The organism is Thalassolituus sp. UBA2009 (assembly GCF_002335285.1).
GTDB lineage: Bacteria > Pseudomonadota > Gammaproteobacteria > Pseudomonadales > Oceanobacteraceae > Venatoribacter > Venatoribacter alkanivorans.
In genome coordinates this window covers 65,480-83,021 of the sequence record NZ_DDCJ01000022.1, presented here as the reverse complement: position 1 = coordinate 83,021, position 17,542 = coordinate 65,480, and the positions used below count along the sequence as shown (strand labels likewise).

16 protein-coding genes and 1 tRNA gene are annotated in these 17,542 nt (G+C 53.0%); 11 read left to right on the top strand and 6 right to left on the bottom strand.

What is annotated here, in order from left to right; genetic code table 11:
* Positions 1–17 precede the first annotated feature (17 nt).
* A tRNA-Asp gene (locus tag B3P58_RS02740) sits at positions 18–94 on the top strand.
* Positions 95–160: 66 nt separating this feature from the next.
* Positions 161–1,996: a SurA N-terminal domain-containing protein gene (locus B3P58_RS02735; protein ID WP_230332290.1), complete on the top strand. Its 1,836-nt coding sequence runs from the start codon at positions 161–163 to the stop codon at positions 1,994–1,996.
* Between the two features lie 87 nt (positions 1,997–2,083).
* Here the strand turns inward: B3P58_RS02735 and B3P58_RS02730 are convergent, their stop codons facing one another.
* The 3 genes from B3P58_RS02730 to B3P58_RS02720 form a co-directional block, all read right to left on the bottom strand.
* Positions 2,084–2,881, bottom strand: coding sequence for an enoyl-ACP reductase FabI (locus B3P58_RS02730; RefSeq protein WP_225692646.1), 798 nt, complete (start codon positions 2,879–2,881; stop codon positions 2,084–2,086).
* 44 nt (positions 2,882–2,925) lie between these two features.
* Positions 2,926–4,659 carry an ABC transporter substrate-binding protein gene (locus tag B3P58_RS02725; protein WP_230332289.1) on the bottom strand — a complete coding sequence of 578 codons (1,734 nt, stop codon included), beginning with the start codon at positions 4,657–4,659 and terminating at the stop codon, positions 2,926–2,928.
* Positions 4,660–4,746: 87 nt separating this feature from the next.
* A complete protein-coding gene (locus B3P58_RS02720) occupies positions 4,747–6,240 on the bottom strand; it encodes a lytic transglycosylase (RefSeq protein WP_225692648.1) in 1,494 nt (497 codons plus the stop codon).
* Positions 6,241–6,366: 126 nt separating this feature from the next.
* Between B3P58_RS02720 and B3P58_RS02715 the strand changes: the two genes are divergently transcribed.
* The 3 genes from B3P58_RS02715 to dnaQ are packed head-to-tail and all read left to right on the top strand — an operon-like array spanning position 6,367 to position 8,274.
* Positions 6,367–7,137, top strand: coding sequence for a class I SAM-dependent methyltransferase (locus tag B3P58_RS02715; protein WP_230332288.1), 771 nt, complete (start codon positions 6,367–6,369; stop codon positions 7,135–7,137).
* A 1-nt stretch (position 7,138) separates the two neighbouring features.
* Positions 7,139–7,579 (top strand): ribonuclease HI, encoded by a 441-nt coding sequence (rnhA, locus tag B3P58_RS02710; protein ID WP_230332287.1) that lies wholly within the window; start codon positions 7,139–7,141, stop codon positions 7,577–7,579.
* The gene (gene dnaQ / locus B3P58_RS02705; RefSeq protein WP_145468534.1) at positions 7,576–8,274 is read left to right on the top strand and encodes a DNA polymerase III subunit epsilon; all 699 of its coding nucleotides are present in this window, start codon (positions 7,576–7,578) and stop codon (positions 8,272–8,274) included. The genes rnhA and dnaQ overlap by 4 nt, the downstream gene beginning before the upstream one ends.
* Positions 8,275–8,305: 31 nt before the next feature.
* Here dnaQ and nhaB read toward each other — a convergent pair whose 3' ends face one another.
* On the bottom strand, positions 8,306–9,817 hold the full coding sequence (gene nhaB / locus B3P58_RS02700) for a sodium/proton antiporter NhaB (protein ID WP_145468536.1): 1,512 nt from the start codon (positions 9,815–9,817) through the stop codon (positions 8,306–8,308).
* A 259-nt stretch (positions 9,818–10,076) separates the two neighbouring features.
* On the opposite strand from nhaB, the gene B3P58_RS02695 reads away from it, so the two are divergent.
* Both B3P58_RS02695 and B3P58_RS02690 read left to right on the top strand, forming a co-directional pair.
* A complete protein-coding gene (locus B3P58_RS02695) occupies positions 10,077–11,720 on the top strand; it encodes a hypothetical protein (RefSeq protein WP_145468538.1) in 1,644 nt (547 codons plus the stop codon).
* Position 11,721: 1 nt separating this feature from the next.
* Positions 11,722–12,363, top strand: a complete 642-nt coding sequence (locus B3P58_RS02690) for a cation/multidrug efflux pump (protein ID WP_145468540.1) — start codon at positions 11,722–11,724, stop codon at positions 12,361–12,363.
* Positions 12,364–12,427: 64 nt separating this feature from the next.
* Here the strand turns inward: B3P58_RS02690 and B3P58_RS02685 are convergent, their stop codons facing one another.
* Positions 12,428–12,742, bottom strand: a complete 315-nt coding sequence (locus B3P58_RS02685) for an SCP2 sterol-binding domain-containing protein (RefSeq protein ID WP_145468542.1) — start codon at positions 12,740–12,742, stop codon at positions 12,428–12,430.
* A gap of 234 nt (positions 12,743–12,976) precedes the next feature.
* Here B3P58_RS02685 and sohB point away from each other — a divergent pair, with 234 nt between their 5' ends.
* The 4 genes from sohB to B3P58_RS02665 all read left to right on the top strand — a co-directional run bounded on the left by sohB (position 12,977) and on the right by B3P58_RS02665 (position 16,362).
* On the top strand, positions 12,977–14,038 hold the full coding sequence (sohB, locus tag B3P58_RS02680) for a protease SohB (RefSeq protein WP_225692651.1): 1,062 nt from the start codon (positions 12,977–12,979) through the stop codon (positions 14,036–14,038).
* 25 nt (positions 14,039–14,063) lie between these two features.
* Positions 14,064–15,056: a YhdH/YhfP family quinone oxidoreductase gene (locus tag B3P58_RS02675; protein ID WP_286715963.1), complete on the top strand. Its 993-nt coding sequence runs from the start codon at positions 14,064–14,066 to the stop codon at positions 15,054–15,056.
* A gap of 138 nt (positions 15,057–15,194) precedes the next feature.
* Positions 15,195–15,908, top strand: a complete 714-nt coding sequence (locus B3P58_RS02670; RefSeq protein ID WP_286715961.1) for a helix-turn-helix transcriptional regulator — start codon at positions 15,195–15,197, stop codon at positions 15,906–15,908.
* A gap of 73 nt (positions 15,909–15,981) precedes the next feature.
* Complete coding sequence (locus B3P58_RS02665; protein WP_286715959.1) at positions 15,982–16,362, top strand: VOC family protein; 381 nt, start codon at positions 15,982–15,984, stop codon at positions 16,360–16,362.
* Between the two features lie 10 nt (positions 16,363–16,372).
* On the opposite strand, the gene B3P58_RS02660 is transcribed toward B3P58_RS02665, so the two are convergent.
* On the bottom strand, positions 16,373–17,533 hold the full coding sequence (locus B3P58_RS02660) for a cation:proton antiporter (protein WP_145468552.1): 1,161 nt from the start codon (positions 17,531–17,533) through the stop codon (positions 16,373–16,375).
* Positions 17,534–17,542: the final 9 nt, after the last annotated feature.

The window sequence follows — 17,542 nt, the reverse complement described above, 5'->3', positions numbered from 1 at the left end:
TAAGTTAGTTGGATTAAGGACCGGTAGTTCAGTCGGTTAGAATACCGGCCTGTCACGCCGGGGGTCGCGGGTTCGAGTCCCGTCCGGTCCGCCAAAATTAAAAGCGCATCCCTGATGCGCTTTTTTTGTATTGGTGGCTCGAATAATCATTGGAGGAAGCATGCTACAGACAATGCGCGATAATGCTCAGGGTATGATCGCTAAAGTAATTGTATTTTTTATTATCTTTGTCTTTGCGCTGTGGGGCGTTGAAAGCATTGTCAGCCTGGGCGGTGGAACACCGGCCACAGCGACAGTTGGCGATCAGGAAATCACGGAAGCAGATATCGTACGGACCGTTGAACAACAGAAAGCTAACCTGCGTCGCCAGTTTGGTGAGCAGTATGATGAAAATCTGTTTAACGAAAAATTTCTGCGTCAATCCGCGCTTGAGCAGCTGATTGAGCAAAAAGTTGCTTTGGTTCAGGCCGATAAACTGGGGTTGCGTGCAGCTTCCAGTGCTATTGATGAAACCATCGTAAGCATTCCTGCTTTCCAGCAGGATGGTCGTTTTGATAAAGAACAGTTCCAGAACGTACTGCGCATGAATGGTCTGTCGCCACTCACGTTCCGTGCCAGCCTGGCAGACGATATTAAAACCAATCAGGCGCGTGCGGCTTTTGTTTTAAGCAGTGTGGAAACCCCGTTTGCTGTTCAGGTGAGTGAAGCACTGAATAACGAATTGCGCACCTTCAGTTTCTACGAAGTCAACGCCAAAGATCTGGAAGCCAGTATCGAATTATCGGATGAAGATATTCAGTTGGCGTACGAAGCAAATAAAGACCGTTACAAAACTGAAGAGCAGGTGCGCATTCAGTATGTACAGCTTAAGCGTGCTGACATTGCAGCTAAGCAGGATGTGACAGAGGATGAGTTGCAGGCCGCTTACATCGATTATCAGTCCCGTGAACTGGCGAAAGAGCAACGCAGTTCCAGCCATATCCTGATCGAAGTAAATGATGATCGCAGCGATGCTGAAGCTCTGGCTCTGGCTGACGACATTAAATCACGTCTGGATAAAGGCGAAGATTTTGCTGCACTGGCAAAAGAATACTCTGATGATATCGGTACAAAAAATGCCGGTGGTAATCTGGGCCTGAGCACCAAAGGAAGCTTTGTTCCGGAATTTGAAGATACTCTGTATGCGTTGCAGAAAGACCAGATTTCTTCACCGGTTAAAAGTGAATTTGGCTACCACATCATTCGCCTCGACAGCATCGTAACGCCAAGTGTTAAATCACTGGCTGATGTTAAAGCTGAACTGAGCCGTGAGGTTCGTGAAGGTAAAGCGGAAGCGGTTTATGCCGAGCAGATGCAGGAGCTGTCGAATATTTCATTTTCTGCTGAATCCATTGACGATGTTGCCAAAGCATTGAATCTGGAATTACAGAGCACGGAATTTTTCAGCCGTGAAAATGGTAACGGCATTGCTCTGAACGAAGGTGTACGCCAGGTTGCTTTTGAAGAAAATGTGATGCTGGATAAGCAAATCAGCGAAGTCGTTGAGCTGCAGGATGGTGCTGTTGTTCTGGCGGTGAGTGAGCATAAAGACGCATCGGTAAAACCTCTGGCTGAAGTTAAGCCTCAGGTTGTGATGAGCCTGAAGCGTGAACGTGCGCTTGCTCAGGCTCGTGTGTTGGCTGATGCGATCGTCAGTGGTGATGAGCAGGCAAAAGCCTGGAAGAAAGTTTCAGCGACCTTCCAGCAGTCCAGTGAGGCTCCTCGTCTGGCGCAGCAGAAAGCGTTTGCACTCACCGTTGGTCAATCGGATGTTGTTAAAACTCCGGGCGGCTTTACGGTAGTAACGCTGGATGCGGTTGATGCAAAAAACTGGCAGGACATGGCCGTTAGTGACGAAGCGAAAGAAGCAGGGCGTGCCCAGAACAGCCGCGCTGATATGCTGAGCTATCAGGCATGGGCTAAGTCAGCCACTAAGATTGAGCGTTCCGGCTCATAATATTGGCAGATAGTGTCAGGCAATAAAAAAGGGGCTCAGGCCCCTTTTTTATTAACTAATTTTTGTTTATTACCTTATTTTTGCGGCTCAGGATTCTTCCATCTCATCCACGCTCATGGCGCAGGTGTTAAAGCCGCCATCAACATAGATATTCTGCGCGGCAATACCAGATGCCAGATCAGAGCACAGGAAGGCTGCGGTATTACCCACTTCGTCGATGGTGATGTTCCGGCCTAAAGGTGCACGGTCTGCGTTCTTTTTCAGCATGCGGCGGAAGCTTTTAATACCAGCCGCTGCCAGGGTTTTAATCGGACCTGCTGAAATGGAGTTAACACGGATACCTTCTTTACCCAGAGAACCTGCAAGGTAGCGCACCGATGCTTCCAGAGACGCTTTTGCCAGCCCCATAACGTTATAGTTTGGCAGGGTTTGCTGGGAGCCATGGTAGGTCAGGGTCAGCATTGCGCCGTTACGTCCCTGCATTAACGGACGTGCGCCTTTTGCCAGGGCGACAAAACTGTATGAGCTGATATCGTGAGCAATACGGAAACCTTCGCGGGTAGTCACGCTCAGATAATCGCCATCCAGTTCGTGAGCCGGTGCAAAGCCTACGGAGTGAATCAGAATGTCGAGATGACCCCATTTCTTTTCCAGTTCGGTGAAAACGGCAGCGATTTCTTCATCAGAGGCTACGTCGCATGGCAGGCAGATATCAGAATCCCAGCCGGCGGCCATTTTCTCTACCCGTTCTTTTAATTTTTCGCCCTGATAGGTAAAAGCGAGTTCTGCACCTTCGCGATGGAACGCATCAGCAATGCCATAAGCAATAGAATGCTTGCTGGCCACGCCAACAATCAGAGCTTTTTTACCGGTTAACATACCCATGTTGAGATCCTTTTATTCCGGACTGAAACAGTCGGTTTTGGTTGTCAGAGCTGATTATTGTTCAGTCTGTATTGAATATTAATATGTGGCTTACTGTCATCGTTTTTACCACGCTCAGGTTTCGCCAGTATGTCAGCACGTTGCTTGCGGTCTATCCAGAAAAGTCCGCCGGTAACGGCATCAAAAGGATTGAACAAATCAGTGCTGATTCGTGTTCCCTGATTTTCGGGCAGCTTTAACCATTGCCAGCTTGCTGAGCGGCAGTAGGGGTAGCCGTAGCCCGTATGAAATATTGATTCATCCTGCAGGTACTTAAAAAGCTGTTCTGCTGTAGCCGTATTGCCTGTCCCGGATATAAAACGCTGTACCGCATCCATGCTGATAAAAATCTGCCCGTTTCCGGACTGGAATAGCGACAGGAAATTCTCGCCATTCAGCGGGGATGAAAAGCGGAGCCAGGTAAGATCGTAATTGGCCTGCTGCAGGGCACTGCGTAATTTCGCAGGTGAAACTTTTTCCAAAAGGATACTCATCCCCTTTATCTTTGCCTGTTGCTGCAGCAGGCGCAAAAACATCAGATCCTGCTGGTCGCTATAGATTAGGGTCAGCTCGTCTGGCAATACCGATATTTCTGCATTCGGCTGTTGATCAGATGTCTCAGAACGGCGGATAAAATCAGCGCTGAGTGATTCAGCTTCGTTCAGTTCTGAGATGGCTGTTTGCGGACTCAGTGCCGAGAGAACGGCAGCTCGCTGGGACTTGCTGCTCAGTCTCGGGTGATTGGCATTTAATAGCAGGCCAGTGAAGGGGAGCGGAGCCTGATGGTAGAACTGAATCCGGTTAATGCGCTTGCTGTTGCTGAGCTGGCTAATCTGCTCAGATTGCCAGTTTTCGGTAGTGTTAAGCGGAATGACATCCAGTTCACCGCGTTCCAGCAGATCGACAACAGAATAGTCCTTGTCCGGCATACGCAGGTTAACCCGGCGGACATTGAAGCGATGCTTAAAATACCGCTTGTCACGTCCCCACCAGTCACTGGTTTCGCGCAAGACAATCTGCGCGTTAGGGTTCAATTGCGCGAGATAATAAGGTCCAGTTGTTGGCTCTGGGTACCAGTCAAAACTTTTTGGCCAGCCGCGTGGATTACGGTAAACATGGGCGGCAAAAGGGCGCAGTGAAGCCAGTTCGCGAATGCTGTTCATAGTGGCCGGCTTTTGCAGAACCAGGGCAAATCTCTGCTGGTCAAACACTTCCAGCCCGCTGATCAGTTGTTGCAGACGTTCTGCCTGCCAGGCAGCCGCTGTCGCCGGGTCAGTTAGGAATTCGAGAGTAAAACGTATGTCCTCGGTGGTAACTGCGACACCATCAGACCAGCGCGCATCGGCGTCCAGTTCAAAATACAGTCGCATGGCCTGCTCATTGACCAGCCAGCGGCTGGCCAGCATAGGAATCCAGCGGGAGTCCTGTGGGTGGCGGGCGATAAGCGGCAGTTGCAGGTTTTCCAGCGTAGCGCTGAAGCTGTGTGGTGTTTGCGGGCCGATGCGGCGGATATTTGGAGGGAAGTGCAGTAAGGGCTGACGTGAGATGCCGCCACGTTGTGCGCTTGCATCTCCCCAGGGAGCGCTGTCGTCATTGCTTTGCCAGGCAACGCCGGCCAGCTCACTGCTGGGGTTGTCAGTTACAGCAATGCTGGCACGGGCAATCTGGCTGAGTAGTATAAGGCTGATCAGGAGAGCCAGCGGCAGGACTGATCGGTTGTTGAGTGGTATGAGCGTCATATGGCCCATCCTATGGGCAGTGCCTGCACTTTGGCAATCCGTAGTTATTCCACATATTGTGTCCACAGCGTTAATAATGACGCCCGCTCAGCGCATAACGTCCACATAGAGCGTTAATGTCTGGCCCGGTTGCAGATATTTCTCTTTTACCTGTGATGAATTCCAGCGCTTCACATCAGAGACCCGGACGTTGAATTTTTGTGAGATACGGGCCAGAGAATCACCGGGGCGGACGCGGTAATTCACTTTGCGGATAACTTCGCGCTTGCCCGGCATGTTTTTCTTGCTCCAGATGACCAGCGTTTGTCCGGCGCGCAGTGGATCGCCGGGTGCCATGCCATTCCAGCGTGCCAGCTCGCTGACTTTAACATCGTGTGAACGGGCTATTTCCCAGAAGCTGTCGCCTGAGCGGACGCGGTATTCAACCCGTTCGCTGTTACCCGGGCGGCGCAGTGTTTTCAGGCGGTCAAGGCGCTGGGATACGCTGTGCGAATAAGCGTCCTGGCTTTTGAAGGCGCCGGGAATCAACAGCTGTTCACCCGCGCGGATAATATTGCCGCGAATGCCATTAGCCTGCTTCAACGCTTCCGGGGTGGTATGAAACTGCTTGGCAATGGTTATCAGGCTGTCACCGTTACGGACTGCATAGCGTTGCCACTTCAGGCGGGCGCTTGGTGGCAGTGCGGCCAGTTGCTCGGTGAAGACTTCGTACTGAGCCACAGGGATCAGTACCTCGTGCGGCCCCGTCGGGCGTGTGGCCCAGCGATTAAATCCGGGGTTGAGTTTGTAGATTTCATCGAGTGGTGTCTGGGCCAGTTCTGCCACCTGTGACAGATCAATCTGACCACCGGTTTCTGCCACGGCAAAGTAGGGTTCATCCGGCACGGGCACCAGTGTGACCTGATATTCTTCTGCCGATTTAATCAGTTTTGCCAGAGCGATGAGTTTGGGTACGTAATCACGGGTTTCTTTGGGCAGATCGAGCGACCAGAAATCGGTTGCACGACCACGGGCACGGTTTTTACGCATTGCCTTCCGCACGGTACCGGCTCCGGAGTTATACGCCGCCAGTGCCAGCAGCCAGTCACCGTTAAACTCACGCTGCAGGGCATCAAGATACATCAGTGCGGCCTCAGTAGCGGCACGGATGTCGCGCCGGCCATCATGCCACCAGTCCTGCTGCAGGCCGAAATCGCGGCCGGTCGACGGAATAAACTGCCACACACCGGATGCACGACCGTGGGAGTAGGCAAAAGGATCAAAGGCGCTTTCCACAATCGGCAGCAGGGCCAGTTCACCGGGAACATTGCGCGCTTCAATCTGCTCAGCAATAAAATGCAGATAGCGCACCCCACGTTCCGCTACGCGATCCATATACGCCTGGTGTGACTTATACCAGTTCAGCTGCGCTTCAATCCGCGGGTTGTCGATATTGGTGTCCAGCTGATAAGAGGCAATGATACGTTGCCAGATATCTTCATAGGTTGTATGGGATATATCCTGCGGTTGCCAGTCTTCAAGGACGGTCAGAACCATATCGGAACGTTTTTGTTCCGGCTCGCTGTCTGTTCTGGTGGTCAACTGGCTGCAACCAGCCATAAAAAGGACAGACAGTAATAGAGTGAATTGCTGCATGTGATTACAATGTCGCTACGTGGCCGGCCAGTCTAGTTTCCAGGGCGTCGGGTAGCAAGTAAACGAGGTCATATGAATACCGTCGGCAGCCGGATCAAACCGGAAATTTACCAACGCTGGCTACTGCGCCCGGCGACTCAGCGGCTGTTGGCTCTCGAAGCCGGCTGGTTGCGCGATTGGGTCAGTCAACTGCATGGTTGTCATCTTCTTTACAGTGGCATTGATGCCGAACCCCGTTTTCTGCAGCGCAGCCGCCTGCAGCACAGTTTCCGCATGGGGCTGCCGTGGGCCCGTGGAGTAGTTGATCCTCAGGGGGAAATGGCTGATGGCGCCTGGCCCTTTGCTGATGAAAGCCTGGATGTGGTGGTGTTGCAGCATTCGCTCGATATGAGCCACCGTCCGCACCAGATGATCCGGGAGGCGGCGCGAACGGTCATGCCCAACGGTTATCTGATTGTGGTTGGCTTTAACCCATACAGTTGGTGGGGAGGTATGCGTTGGCTGAGAACCTTCTCAACTGAGCTGCCGTGGCTGACTAACCCGGTCAGCGAATCCCGTCTGCGCGACTGGTTGCTGCTGCTGGATTTCCGGGTCGAGCAGGTATCTCCGGTTGCTCATGCCTGGCCTCTTAATATTATTTCTGAATCGGTCAGCCGGCGGATTGATCGGGTACTGGCTGGAACACGCTGGCTGCCAGCGAACGCCTATGTACTTGTCGCCCGCAAGACCGTAGCCGGACTGACACCCATCCGTCCGCGCCGCTGGCAGTTGGCGGAAGCCGGCTTTGGCCTGGCGGCACCGGTCGCATCAAGCGTTGCGGGCACTCAACATTGTGGAAAATAACATGACGGCGAAAGTCGAACTCTTTACCGACGGTGCCTGCAAGGGCAATCCTGGCCCGGGTGGCTGGGGGGCCTTGCTGCGCTACGGTGAGATGGAGAAAGAACTCTTTGGTGGAGAAGCCAATACCACTAATAACCGTATGGAACTGATGGCGGCGATTGAAGGGCTCAAGGCGCTGAAACGTCCGTGTCAGGTCATTCTGACCACTGACTCGCAGTATGTGATGAAGGGCATTAATGAATGGCTGGCCGGCTGGAAGAAGAAGGGCTGGCGTAATGCTGCCAAACAGCCGATTAAAAATCAGGATCTCTGGCAGCAGCTGGATGCTGAATGTCAGCGTCACCAGATCGAGTGGCGCTGGGTACGTGGTCATACCGGCCACGCAGAGAATGAACGGGCCGACCAGTTGGCCAATAAAGGCGTTGCCGGAGTAAAAGCATGAGACAGGTCGTACTGGATACTGAAACCACCGGTATTGGTGAGGGGCACCGTATCGTTGAAATCGGTTGCGTTGAGATTTTCGAGCGTAAGCTGACCGGGCGGCATTATCACGTCTATATCAATCCGCAACGTGATATTGATCCTGAAGCTGCCGCGGTACACGGTATTACCAACGAATGGCTGATTGAGCAGGGGGCCCCGGTTTTCGCTCAGGTTGCGCAAGAATTCCGCGAGTTTATTGCCGGTTCGCAGCTGGTGATCCATAACGCGGCGTTCGACGTGGGCATGATGGATGCCGAGTTCCGCCGCCTGAACTTATCCATGACCCGCGACTTCTGTGGTGTGCTCGATACGCTGAAAATGGCCCGGGATCTGCACCCAGGGGCAAGAAACAGCCTGGATGCTTTGTGTAAGCGTTATGGCATCGATAACAGTCATCGCGATTTGCACGGCGCTTTGCTGGATGCTGAGATTCTGGCGGATGTTTACCTGACCATGACCGGTGGTCAGACCGCGCTGGCATTGGCGGTTGAAGAAGAAAAAGAAGAGGAAGAAGTGGTGATCGATATCGGTGATATCGACCTGGATGCAGTTAATCAGCGTATCATCCGGGCCAGTGCTGAAGAGACTGCCGCGCATGAGAAAATGCTCGATCTGATCGATAAAAAAAGCGGCGGCGCCATCTGGCGCCGCTGATATATGCTCTGTGCTTTCCGGCTCTGAAATCTCAGAGCCAGTGGGTTACCGCGATATAGCCAACACCGGTCATCACAACGGTGTAAGGCAGAGCCATAACCACCATGCGACCATAAGACAGGCGGATCAGCGGAGCCAGGGCCGAGGTCAGCAGGAACAGGAATGCGGCCTGACCGTTAGGCGTGGCGACACTTGGCAGGTTGGTACCGGTGTTAATTGCGGTGGCCAGCAGGTCGAAGTGCTCACGGGTGATATCACCGGCCGTCAGGGCAGCTTTTACTTCCGAGATGTAGACGGTTGCCACGAAAACATTATCACTGATCATCGACAGTACGCCGTTGGCCAGGAAAAACACACCCGGCTGAGCAGCGGTTGATACGTTGTCAGTATTCAGAATCCAGGTGATGATCGGCGTGAACAGATGCTGGGCATGGATAACGCCGACGATTGAGAAAAACACCACCAGCAGTGCGGTGAAAGGCAGGGCTTCTTCAAAGGCTTTGCCCAGCTGATGTTCTTCGATAATACCGTTAAATGCGGTCAGTAATACGATTACCAGCAAACCAATCAGACCAACTTCCGCCAGATGCATAGCCAGACCAATCACCAGGAATATAGCGACCAGTCCCTGTACCCAGAGCTGAGCTACACGCTTCTGAGTCATGTGCTGCTTCTGTTCTTCATTGAAGTTTTCCAGAATGCTGCGTACATCGTCTGGTAATTTGGCGCCGTAACCGAACCAGCTCATTTTCTCCAGTAACAGACAGGTCAGCAGGCCAGCTACCAGTACAGGCATTGTGACCGGTGCCATCATGGTGAAGAATTCACCGAACTCCCAGCCGGCAACTTTGGCAATCAGCAGATTCTGCGGTTCGCCTACCAGCGTGCAGACACCGCCGAGTGCGGTACCGACGGCACCGTGCATCATCAGGCTGCGCAGAAACGCGCGGAAGCTTTCCAGATCGACACGATGCTGTTCTTTCAGCTCATCATCGTTGCCATGGTCGTGGTCGTTGTTGAAGTTCTTGCCGCTCGCGACTTTGTGATAAACGCTGTAAAAACCCACCGATACACTGATCAGAACAGCCGTTACGGTTAAAGCATCAAGGAACGCTGATAAAACCGCGGCAACGGCACAAAACAGAAAGGACAGTGCCATTTTAGAGCGGACACCAAGCAGAATCTTGGTGAATACAAACAGCAGCAGGTCCTTCATAAAGTAAATGCCCGCCACCATAAACATCAGCAGCAGAATGACCGGGAAGTTAGCCAGAGTCTCCTCATACACGATCTCAGGGCTTGCCATTCCGAGCAGGATAGACTCAATGGCGAGCAGGCCGCCGGGCTGTAACGGGTAGCATTTCAGTGCCATCGCCAGGGTGAAAATGAATTCTACGATCAGAATCCAGCCCGTGATGTAAGAACCCAGGGTGTAAAGAAAGACGATGTTCAGGGCCAGAAAGGCCAGGATCGTTTTTTTGTACCAGAGCGGGGCGTTGCCAAGAAAATTACTGACAAAAGCAGCTGACAGGGAGGACTGCATGGTGGGATTCCTTTTGATCAGGCCGAAGGGCTAAGCGCGTGGGCAATTTAATGGGTTTTCAATTATTTGCAACTCATCCTTGAAGGGAATCGTACATATTGAGCCGTTGAAACCAAAGCTGACCCCGTTTGTCTGAATTGCCAAGTGGGTTTTTGTGTACTCAGTATAGTTGAAGGGCAAGGCTTTGCGGAAAACGCTTCGCGCTTTGCTCTTATAGTCGTTAGAATCACACAGATCATAACAATGAATGACGCTAGTAATGGCTGATATATCGACAGGAAGTGAAATCACACAATTTGCCGCCTCCCTGAATCTGGTGAAGGCTGAAATTGCCAATGCATTGGATCAGGCCGCTGCGCAGCTTGATGTGTACTCGGAACATGGAAACGCCGATAACCTGCGTGCCTTTCTTGAAGAGGTGCAGCAGGTTCGGGGTACCTTCAAAATGCTGGACTTCCGGGCAGGCGAGCGTCTGTGCGAAGAACTGGCAGAAACCGGACGGGTAGTGCGCAACCAGAGTGTAGCCGAATCTACACTGGCTGCTTTTACTCAGGCCATTGTTTTTCTGAAGCGATATGTAGACTTTGTGGTCAGCGGCGACCCGGTGGCACCGAGTCTGTTGCTGCCGACGATTAATCTTGTCCGCAAAGAGCGCCACGAAAAGCCGCTGCCGGAAGCTTATTTCTTTCTGGTTAACCTGCGGCCCAAACTGGCCGTTCCGGCGGCAGAAGCCGGAGCTGCCAGTTTTCCCTATCGCCGCGCGCGTCAGCTATATCAGCTGGGGCTGATTGGTCTGATGCGGGGGAATGGGCGTCGCGGACCGTTGCAGGTAATGCTGCGGGCAGTGCGTCGTTTTGAGCGTGCCAGCCGTGGTGGAGCGGCCTGGTTGTTCTGGCATGTTGTCAGCGGTGCGCTTGATGCTTTATCGCAGGATTCATTTGAGATGACACCGCAGCGCCTGTTGCTGCTGGGCACCCTGGATCGTCAGGTGCGTAAAATTCAGGATACTGAAGGTAAGGCGTTTAACGAGAAACTGCCTGACTGGCTGCTGAAAGAATTTTTGTATCTGGTTGCTTTAGCTGAACCGGAAACGGATCTGCTGAGCCAGCTGCAGCAGGAATTCCATATTGACCGCAGCATCAAAGAAAAGCAGCTGGCTGTATCGCGGGCTAAATTATCCGGCCCTGATCAGTCAGCGCTGGAGTCATTGTCGGATGCTTTGCAGGAAGAACTGCAATCGGTAAAAGATCTGGCCGATCTGTTTGAACGTACGGACGTTAGTGAAGCTAACTTTGACGAGTTAGTTTCATCGCTGGCGCGTATTGGTGACACCCTGCAGATAGCCAACCTGGCTGAAGCGGCGGAGCGTACAGGTCATCTGTGTCAGCGTTTGCGTGCCGCGGGTCCGAAAGGTGTGCTGGCTGATATGGCCTTTATTGCCGATGAAATCATTCATATCGAACAGGCAATGCGGGCTCTGACGCATAAAGGGCTGGAAAAGGACTCTCTGGTTGACCCGGTCAGCCTCAGTGAAGCCAAGATTGCCGTATTGTCGGAATCTATGACCGCTCTGACCATGATCAAGCGCGCCATTGGAGCTTACCTTGATTCCAGTGGTGACAAGTTGCACGTACGTAATGTTGGGAAGAGCCTGATTGATGTGGCCGGCGCCATGATGTTTCTGGAAAAAGAGCCGGTATACAACATGCTGCTTGATCTGGATACCTTTGTAACCAAACAGGTTCTGGAAGAAGATCTGCCGCCGTCAGAAGCCAAAATGGAGGCTTTTGCTGACGCAATTACCGCCATTGAATACTTCCTTGACTCCCTTAATGGGCAGTCTGCCGGAGCGGAAGAAGCGTTGCAGCTGGCCAGAGAAAGTATTGCGCATCTGAGGAAATAACATGCTGCAGGGAAGCCTGACGGGCTTTACGCTCGTCTTTCTTTTGGTCGCGCTGGCGGTCATTGTTGTGCTGTGGTGGGGGCGTGATTGGTTCATTCAGTGGCTTAAGGGGACTGTTGGTCTGGTCCTGCTGGTCAGCAGCATTGTCGCCGTGTTTATGCTGGTTGATATCTGGAGTTACAAGCAGCTGCTCAAAGAAGAGCCGCTGGTCAGTGTCAGTGTTTATCAGCTGGATGATCAGGTGTTCGATCTGACTCTGGTCGATACTGATAACCATGAACGCCGGTTTAAAATTCTGGGTGATCAGTGGCAGCTGGATGTTCGCTTGCTGGTCTGGAATGGGCCTTTTGCTGCGCTGGGCGCGACACCTCTGTATCGCCTTGACCGTTTATCCGGACGCTACCTCTCTCTGGAACAGGAGCGTACAGCAGAGCGAAGTGTCTACAGTCTGGCTGAGTCACGCTGGTTTGATCTCTGGGATTCCCTGCGTCATCACAAACTCTGGCTGGATGCTCAGTTTGGCAGTGCGGTTTATATGCCATTGGTGAATGGCGCAGTTTATTCTGTGCAGTTGAGCCCCAAGGGGCTGATTGCGCGGCCACTGAATGACGTGGCGGAGCAGGCTCTGCAGGGTGAGTGGTAACAGTGTCTGAACCGCAGGCATAAAAAAAGCGACCATTCGGTCGCTTTTTTTATGCTGTCAGCAATTAAGCAGGGAAGAATTCGCCCAGCTTGGTTGCCAGCATCATGTCGCCTTCAACGCGCAGTTGACCAGACATGAAAGCCTGCATGCCGTCAGTCTCACCAGAAGCGATACCTGCGAAGGTTTCGGTGTTCATGATCAGAGTAACGTTAGCGTCATCGTTTGCACCTTCAGCAACAGCACAAGTGCCATCTTTAACGATCAGGTGATAGGTTTCGCCATCTTCGATGTTGAATTGGAAGATCAGGTCAACACCGGCAGCAGCCGCGGCGTTGAACTTGCTGTTCATGGTTTCGATGATTTCTGCAACAGATGCCATAACGGTTTCCTTATTATTGCTACAAAAGACAGGAGATCTGCTGATGGGTGATGCGCATATCAGCATCCTGTCAGGACTTTGTCTTGCGTCAGACCGCACAACTCTATGGGCTGGCAATGCGGGTGTCAACGAAAAATCATACGATTGTTTGAAACGCACAAAGTGCGCTTACTTGTACGCGCCTGCCATTCAGTTATGCTTGCGGACTATTTTAAATTCATTAAGGAACAAAGCGTGGAATTCCTGGCAGAGTACGGAGCTTTTCTGTTGAAGGCGGTCACCGTTGTGGTGGCCATTCTGGTGGTCGTTGGGGGCGTGGTTTCTATCGGCATGCGTAACCGCCGTTCAGAGGACGGCGAGCTGGTTGTGAAGAAGCTTAATGATGAGCTCGATAACCACAAAGAAGATCTTGAGTATGCGCTGTATTCGAAAGAAGAACTGAAGGCGCTGGAAAAAGACAAGAAGAAAGAAGAAAAAGCCAAAGAGAAGGCAGAAAAGAAACGCATTAAAGACGGCATTGAAAACACCGAAAAGCGCAAGCGCGTGTATGTACTCGACTTTGATGGGGATATCCAGGCCAGTCAGGTTGAGCTGCTGCGTCAGGAGATTACGGCTGTACTGACCATGGCGACCGGCGATGATGAGATCGTTGTTCGTCTGGAAAGTGGCGGTGGTATGGTACATACCTACGGCCTTGGAGCTTCGCAGCTCAAGCGTATCCGTGACCGCGGCATCCCGCTGACGGTCTGTGTCGATAAAGTCGCTGCCAGTGGTGGCTATATGATGGCATGTCTGGCTAACCGTATCATTGCTGCGCCCTTTGCCATTGTTGGTTCTATTGGTGTGGTCGCTCAGTTGCCTAACTTTAATCGTTTGCTGAAAAAGCACGATGTCGATTACGAGCTGTTCACCGCCGGTGAATACAAGCGTACGGTGACCATGTTTGGCCATAACTCAGCAAAAGCCAAAGATAAGTTCCAGTCTGACCTGGAAGATACCCACGAACTGTTCAAACAGCATGTGAAGCACAGCCGTCCACGTATCGATATCGAAGCCGTGGCTACCGGAGATATCTGGTATGGCCAGCAGGCCTTGGATCATCGTCTGATTGATGATGTCGGCACCAGCGATGATTATCTTGTGGCGGCCTGCGCTAATTCTGATGTTTACAGCGTGCGCTATGAATACAAAAAGTCGCTGCAGGAAAAGCTGGGACTGGCGGTACAGAAGGGTGCAGAGGGCGCCTTTACCCGCCTGCTGACCCTGCTGAATAAACAGCAGCAAAGCAAAGGCTGATACTGATAAAAAATAAGGAGTAACTATGACTTTTCTCGCATACCGGGTAGAAGAAACCGAACAGGGCATGAAGGCCGCCTGGCAGACTCTGAGCGATGACGATCTGCCCGCAGGGGATGTGCTGATTGACGTGGCTTACTCCTCGGTCAATTACAAAGACGCACTGTCCGCCAGTGGTAATAAAGGTGTGACCCGTGCTTACCCGCATACGCCGGGTATTGATGTTGCCGGCACTGTGCTGGCCAGTAACGACCCGCAGTTCAAAACCGGTGACGAAGTCGTCGTCTTCGGTTACGACCTGGGCATGAATACCGCCGGTGGTTTTGGCCAGCACGTTCGTGTGCCGGCCGGCTGGGTGCTGCATAAACCGCAGACACTGAACATGGCGGAAAGTATGGCCTGGGGTACTGCTGGTTTTACGGCCGCCCTGAGCCTGCAAAAGCTGGAGCGTGCCGGTATTCGCCCGGATGCAGGCCCTGTGGTCGTGACCGGTGCAACCGGTGGCGTGGGTTCGGTGGCGGTGGCGTTGCTCGCCGCTCAGGGGTATGAGGTTGTGGCGCTGTCAGGTAAGCCCGAGCAGGAAGCTTTTCTCAAAGGTTTGGGAGCAAGCCGGGTTATCGGTCGCGATGAGGTGTTGGCACTGAAGGGCAAGGCCATGGCCAAGCCTTTGTATCAGGCCGCCATTGATACCGTTGGTGGTGATCTGGTCTCTGCACTGATTCCGCAGATCCAGCCGGAAGGCGCGGTGACTACTTGTGGCATGATTGCAGGTGTCAAAATCGAAGCCAGTGTGTTTCCGTTTATTTTGCGCGGCGTCAGCCTGCTGGGTGTGGACTCGGTTGAAATCCCGCTGGCCGATAAGCAGGCGGTACTGAATAAGGTGGCTGCGGCCTGGCGTCTGCCGCAGCTCGAAGAGATGACCACCGAGATTGGTCGTGCAGAATTACCTGCGGTACTGGCAGCCATTTTGGCGGGCCAGGGCGTTGGTCGTTACCGGGTGAACCTGAAGCGCGATTGATTTTCTGTTAGCTGACAAGCCCCGCCATTCGGGGCTTTTTTGTGCCTGCGTTTTAGTGTTCAGTGTTCAGTGTTCAGTTTTTAGCTTTTCTTGCTGCCATTTTCTGGCAGTATGGCGTTTTTACCGGCCGGAAATTGTATGAGCCGTTCTCAACGTTTGCTCGATCTTATCCAGTTGCTGCGCAGCTACCGCTTTCCTGTGTCCGGAGCTGAGCTGGCGGAGCGGCTGGGCATCTCATTGCGTACTCTTTATCGCGATATCGCCACGCTGCAGCAGCAGGGGGCGAATATTGAGGGAGAAGCCGGAGTTGGCTATATGCTCAGGCCCGGTTTTATGTTGCCGCCGCTGATGTTCAGTGAAGAAGAGCTGGAAGCGCTGGTTCTGGGGATGCGCTGGGTCGCGGGCCGTACCGACAGACAGATGGCGGTTGCTGCCAGCAGTGCACTGAGCCGGATTGCAGCGGTATTGCCACAGGATTTACGCGATGCTCTGGACGCCAATGCGTTGCTGGTCGGGCCTGCGGCTGAGCGGATGGAAGACAGTGTCGATGTCGCCACCCTGCGTCAGGCTATCCGCAGCGGACATAAAGTGAATATCGATTATCGCGATCAGAACGGCCAGCAGTCGCAGCGGCTGATCTGGCCTTTTGCGCTGGGATATTTTGATCGTGTACGGGTGCTGGTTGCCTGGTGTGAAATGCGCGGGGATTTCCGCCATTTCCGTACCGACCGGGTTCTGGCGCTGACGCCACTGGAAGAGCGCTACCCGCGCCGGCGTCAGCAGTTGCTGGCGGAATGGCGCAGGGTCACCGGGGTGCCTGCACAGGCAATTCACACTGCTGACAAAAACTGACAGCAGGCTTTTATATTCTGTACGGACTGGGGCAGGAGCCCCGGATTATTTAACACCGCACAGGAATATCCTTATGTTAAACCCGAACCTTGTCATTCTTTACGTTAATGATGCCCGTCGCAGCACCGATTTTTACACCGGGCTGCTTGATTGTGTACCGGTTGAAGCCACGGAACATTTTGCTCTGTTTGCCCTGAACCCGGCATTTCGTTTCGGTGTCTGGTCACGCAGTGACGTACAGCCGAAAGTAAGCGGCACACAGTCTTCAGGAGGCGGAGAGATCGCCATTCCGGTGGCCGATGTTGCTCAGGTGGATGCACTGTATGCCGATTGGTCTGCGCGGCAGATTGCGGTGGCACAGGTGCCGGTCATGATGGAATTTGGTTATACCTTTACCGTGCTGGACCCGGATGGCCACCGTCTGCGCATCTATGCACCGTCAGGCGCGAACTGATTAACAGGCCCTAATCCCGGCGCAGTTTATCGCTGACAGCAATGGGATTGGGCAGACTGAACACCACGATGTAGCTTGAAATGACAAAGGTCAGAATGGCCGTTGCCTGAATCAGCAATGAGCCCTGTTCACTGAGCAGGGCACTTTGCACGGCGACAAAGCCGATCAGCAGCGAAAACTCACTGATCTGGCCGAGGCGCAGGCCAACGTCCCAGGCCAGCTCGTGTCGTTCGCTGAAACGCCCCAGCAACAGCCTGAAACTCACCGGTTTCAGCACCAGTACCAACAGGGCCAGCAGACTTGCCGGCAGGGCCACATCGGCCAGTAACTGCAGATTGAAGCGCGCGCCCAAAGCAAAGAAAAACATCACCAGAAAAAAATCCCGCAACGGCTTCAGACTGATAGCAATAAACTGCGCTATCGGACTGGTGGCAAGGGTAACGCCGGCGATAAAAGCACCAATTTCATGGGTCAGGCCAACCAGTTTGGCACCTTCTGCCACAGCCAGGCACCAGCCGATAGCCAGAATAAACAGGTATTCGTGGTAGCGGTCGAAACGCACTATCAATGGCAGCAGAACGCCTTTAACCAGAAGGTAGCAGGCGGCAGCAAGCAGAGGGAGTGCAACAAAGGGCTGCCAGACCGGCATGCTGCTGCCGCCTTCAAGCACGCCGAGCAGAATCAATACCAGAATGGCCAGCATGTCCTGAATCAGCAGCAGGCCGATCATCAGCTCGCCGATGTGCTTATGGTGCAGAACCGTGGTGGGCAGCAGTTTAAGGCCGATAATGGTGCTGGAAAACATCATCGCCAGACCGATGATGATGCTGTCCATGGTGCTGAACCCAAAGGCCTGAGTCAGGCCAAAGCCCGCTGCAAAAAACACCAGCGAACTGGCCAGCGCCACCAGCATCGCTTTACGCAACATCGCCAGCAGAGCAGATGGCTGCATATCCAAACCCAGCAGAAACAGCAGAAAAATAATGCCGATATCGGCCATGTCGGCCAGTTCATCCGGGTGTTCAATCCAGCCCATGCCAAAAGGACCAACGATGGCGCCGAGGGCAATATAAGCAATCAGTAATGGCTGGCGGGTAAACAGTGCGAAGGTTGCCAGGACCAGGGCGCCGGCAAAGACGAGAAAAAACGAAAAAACGATATCTTGTGGCATGAATAATCC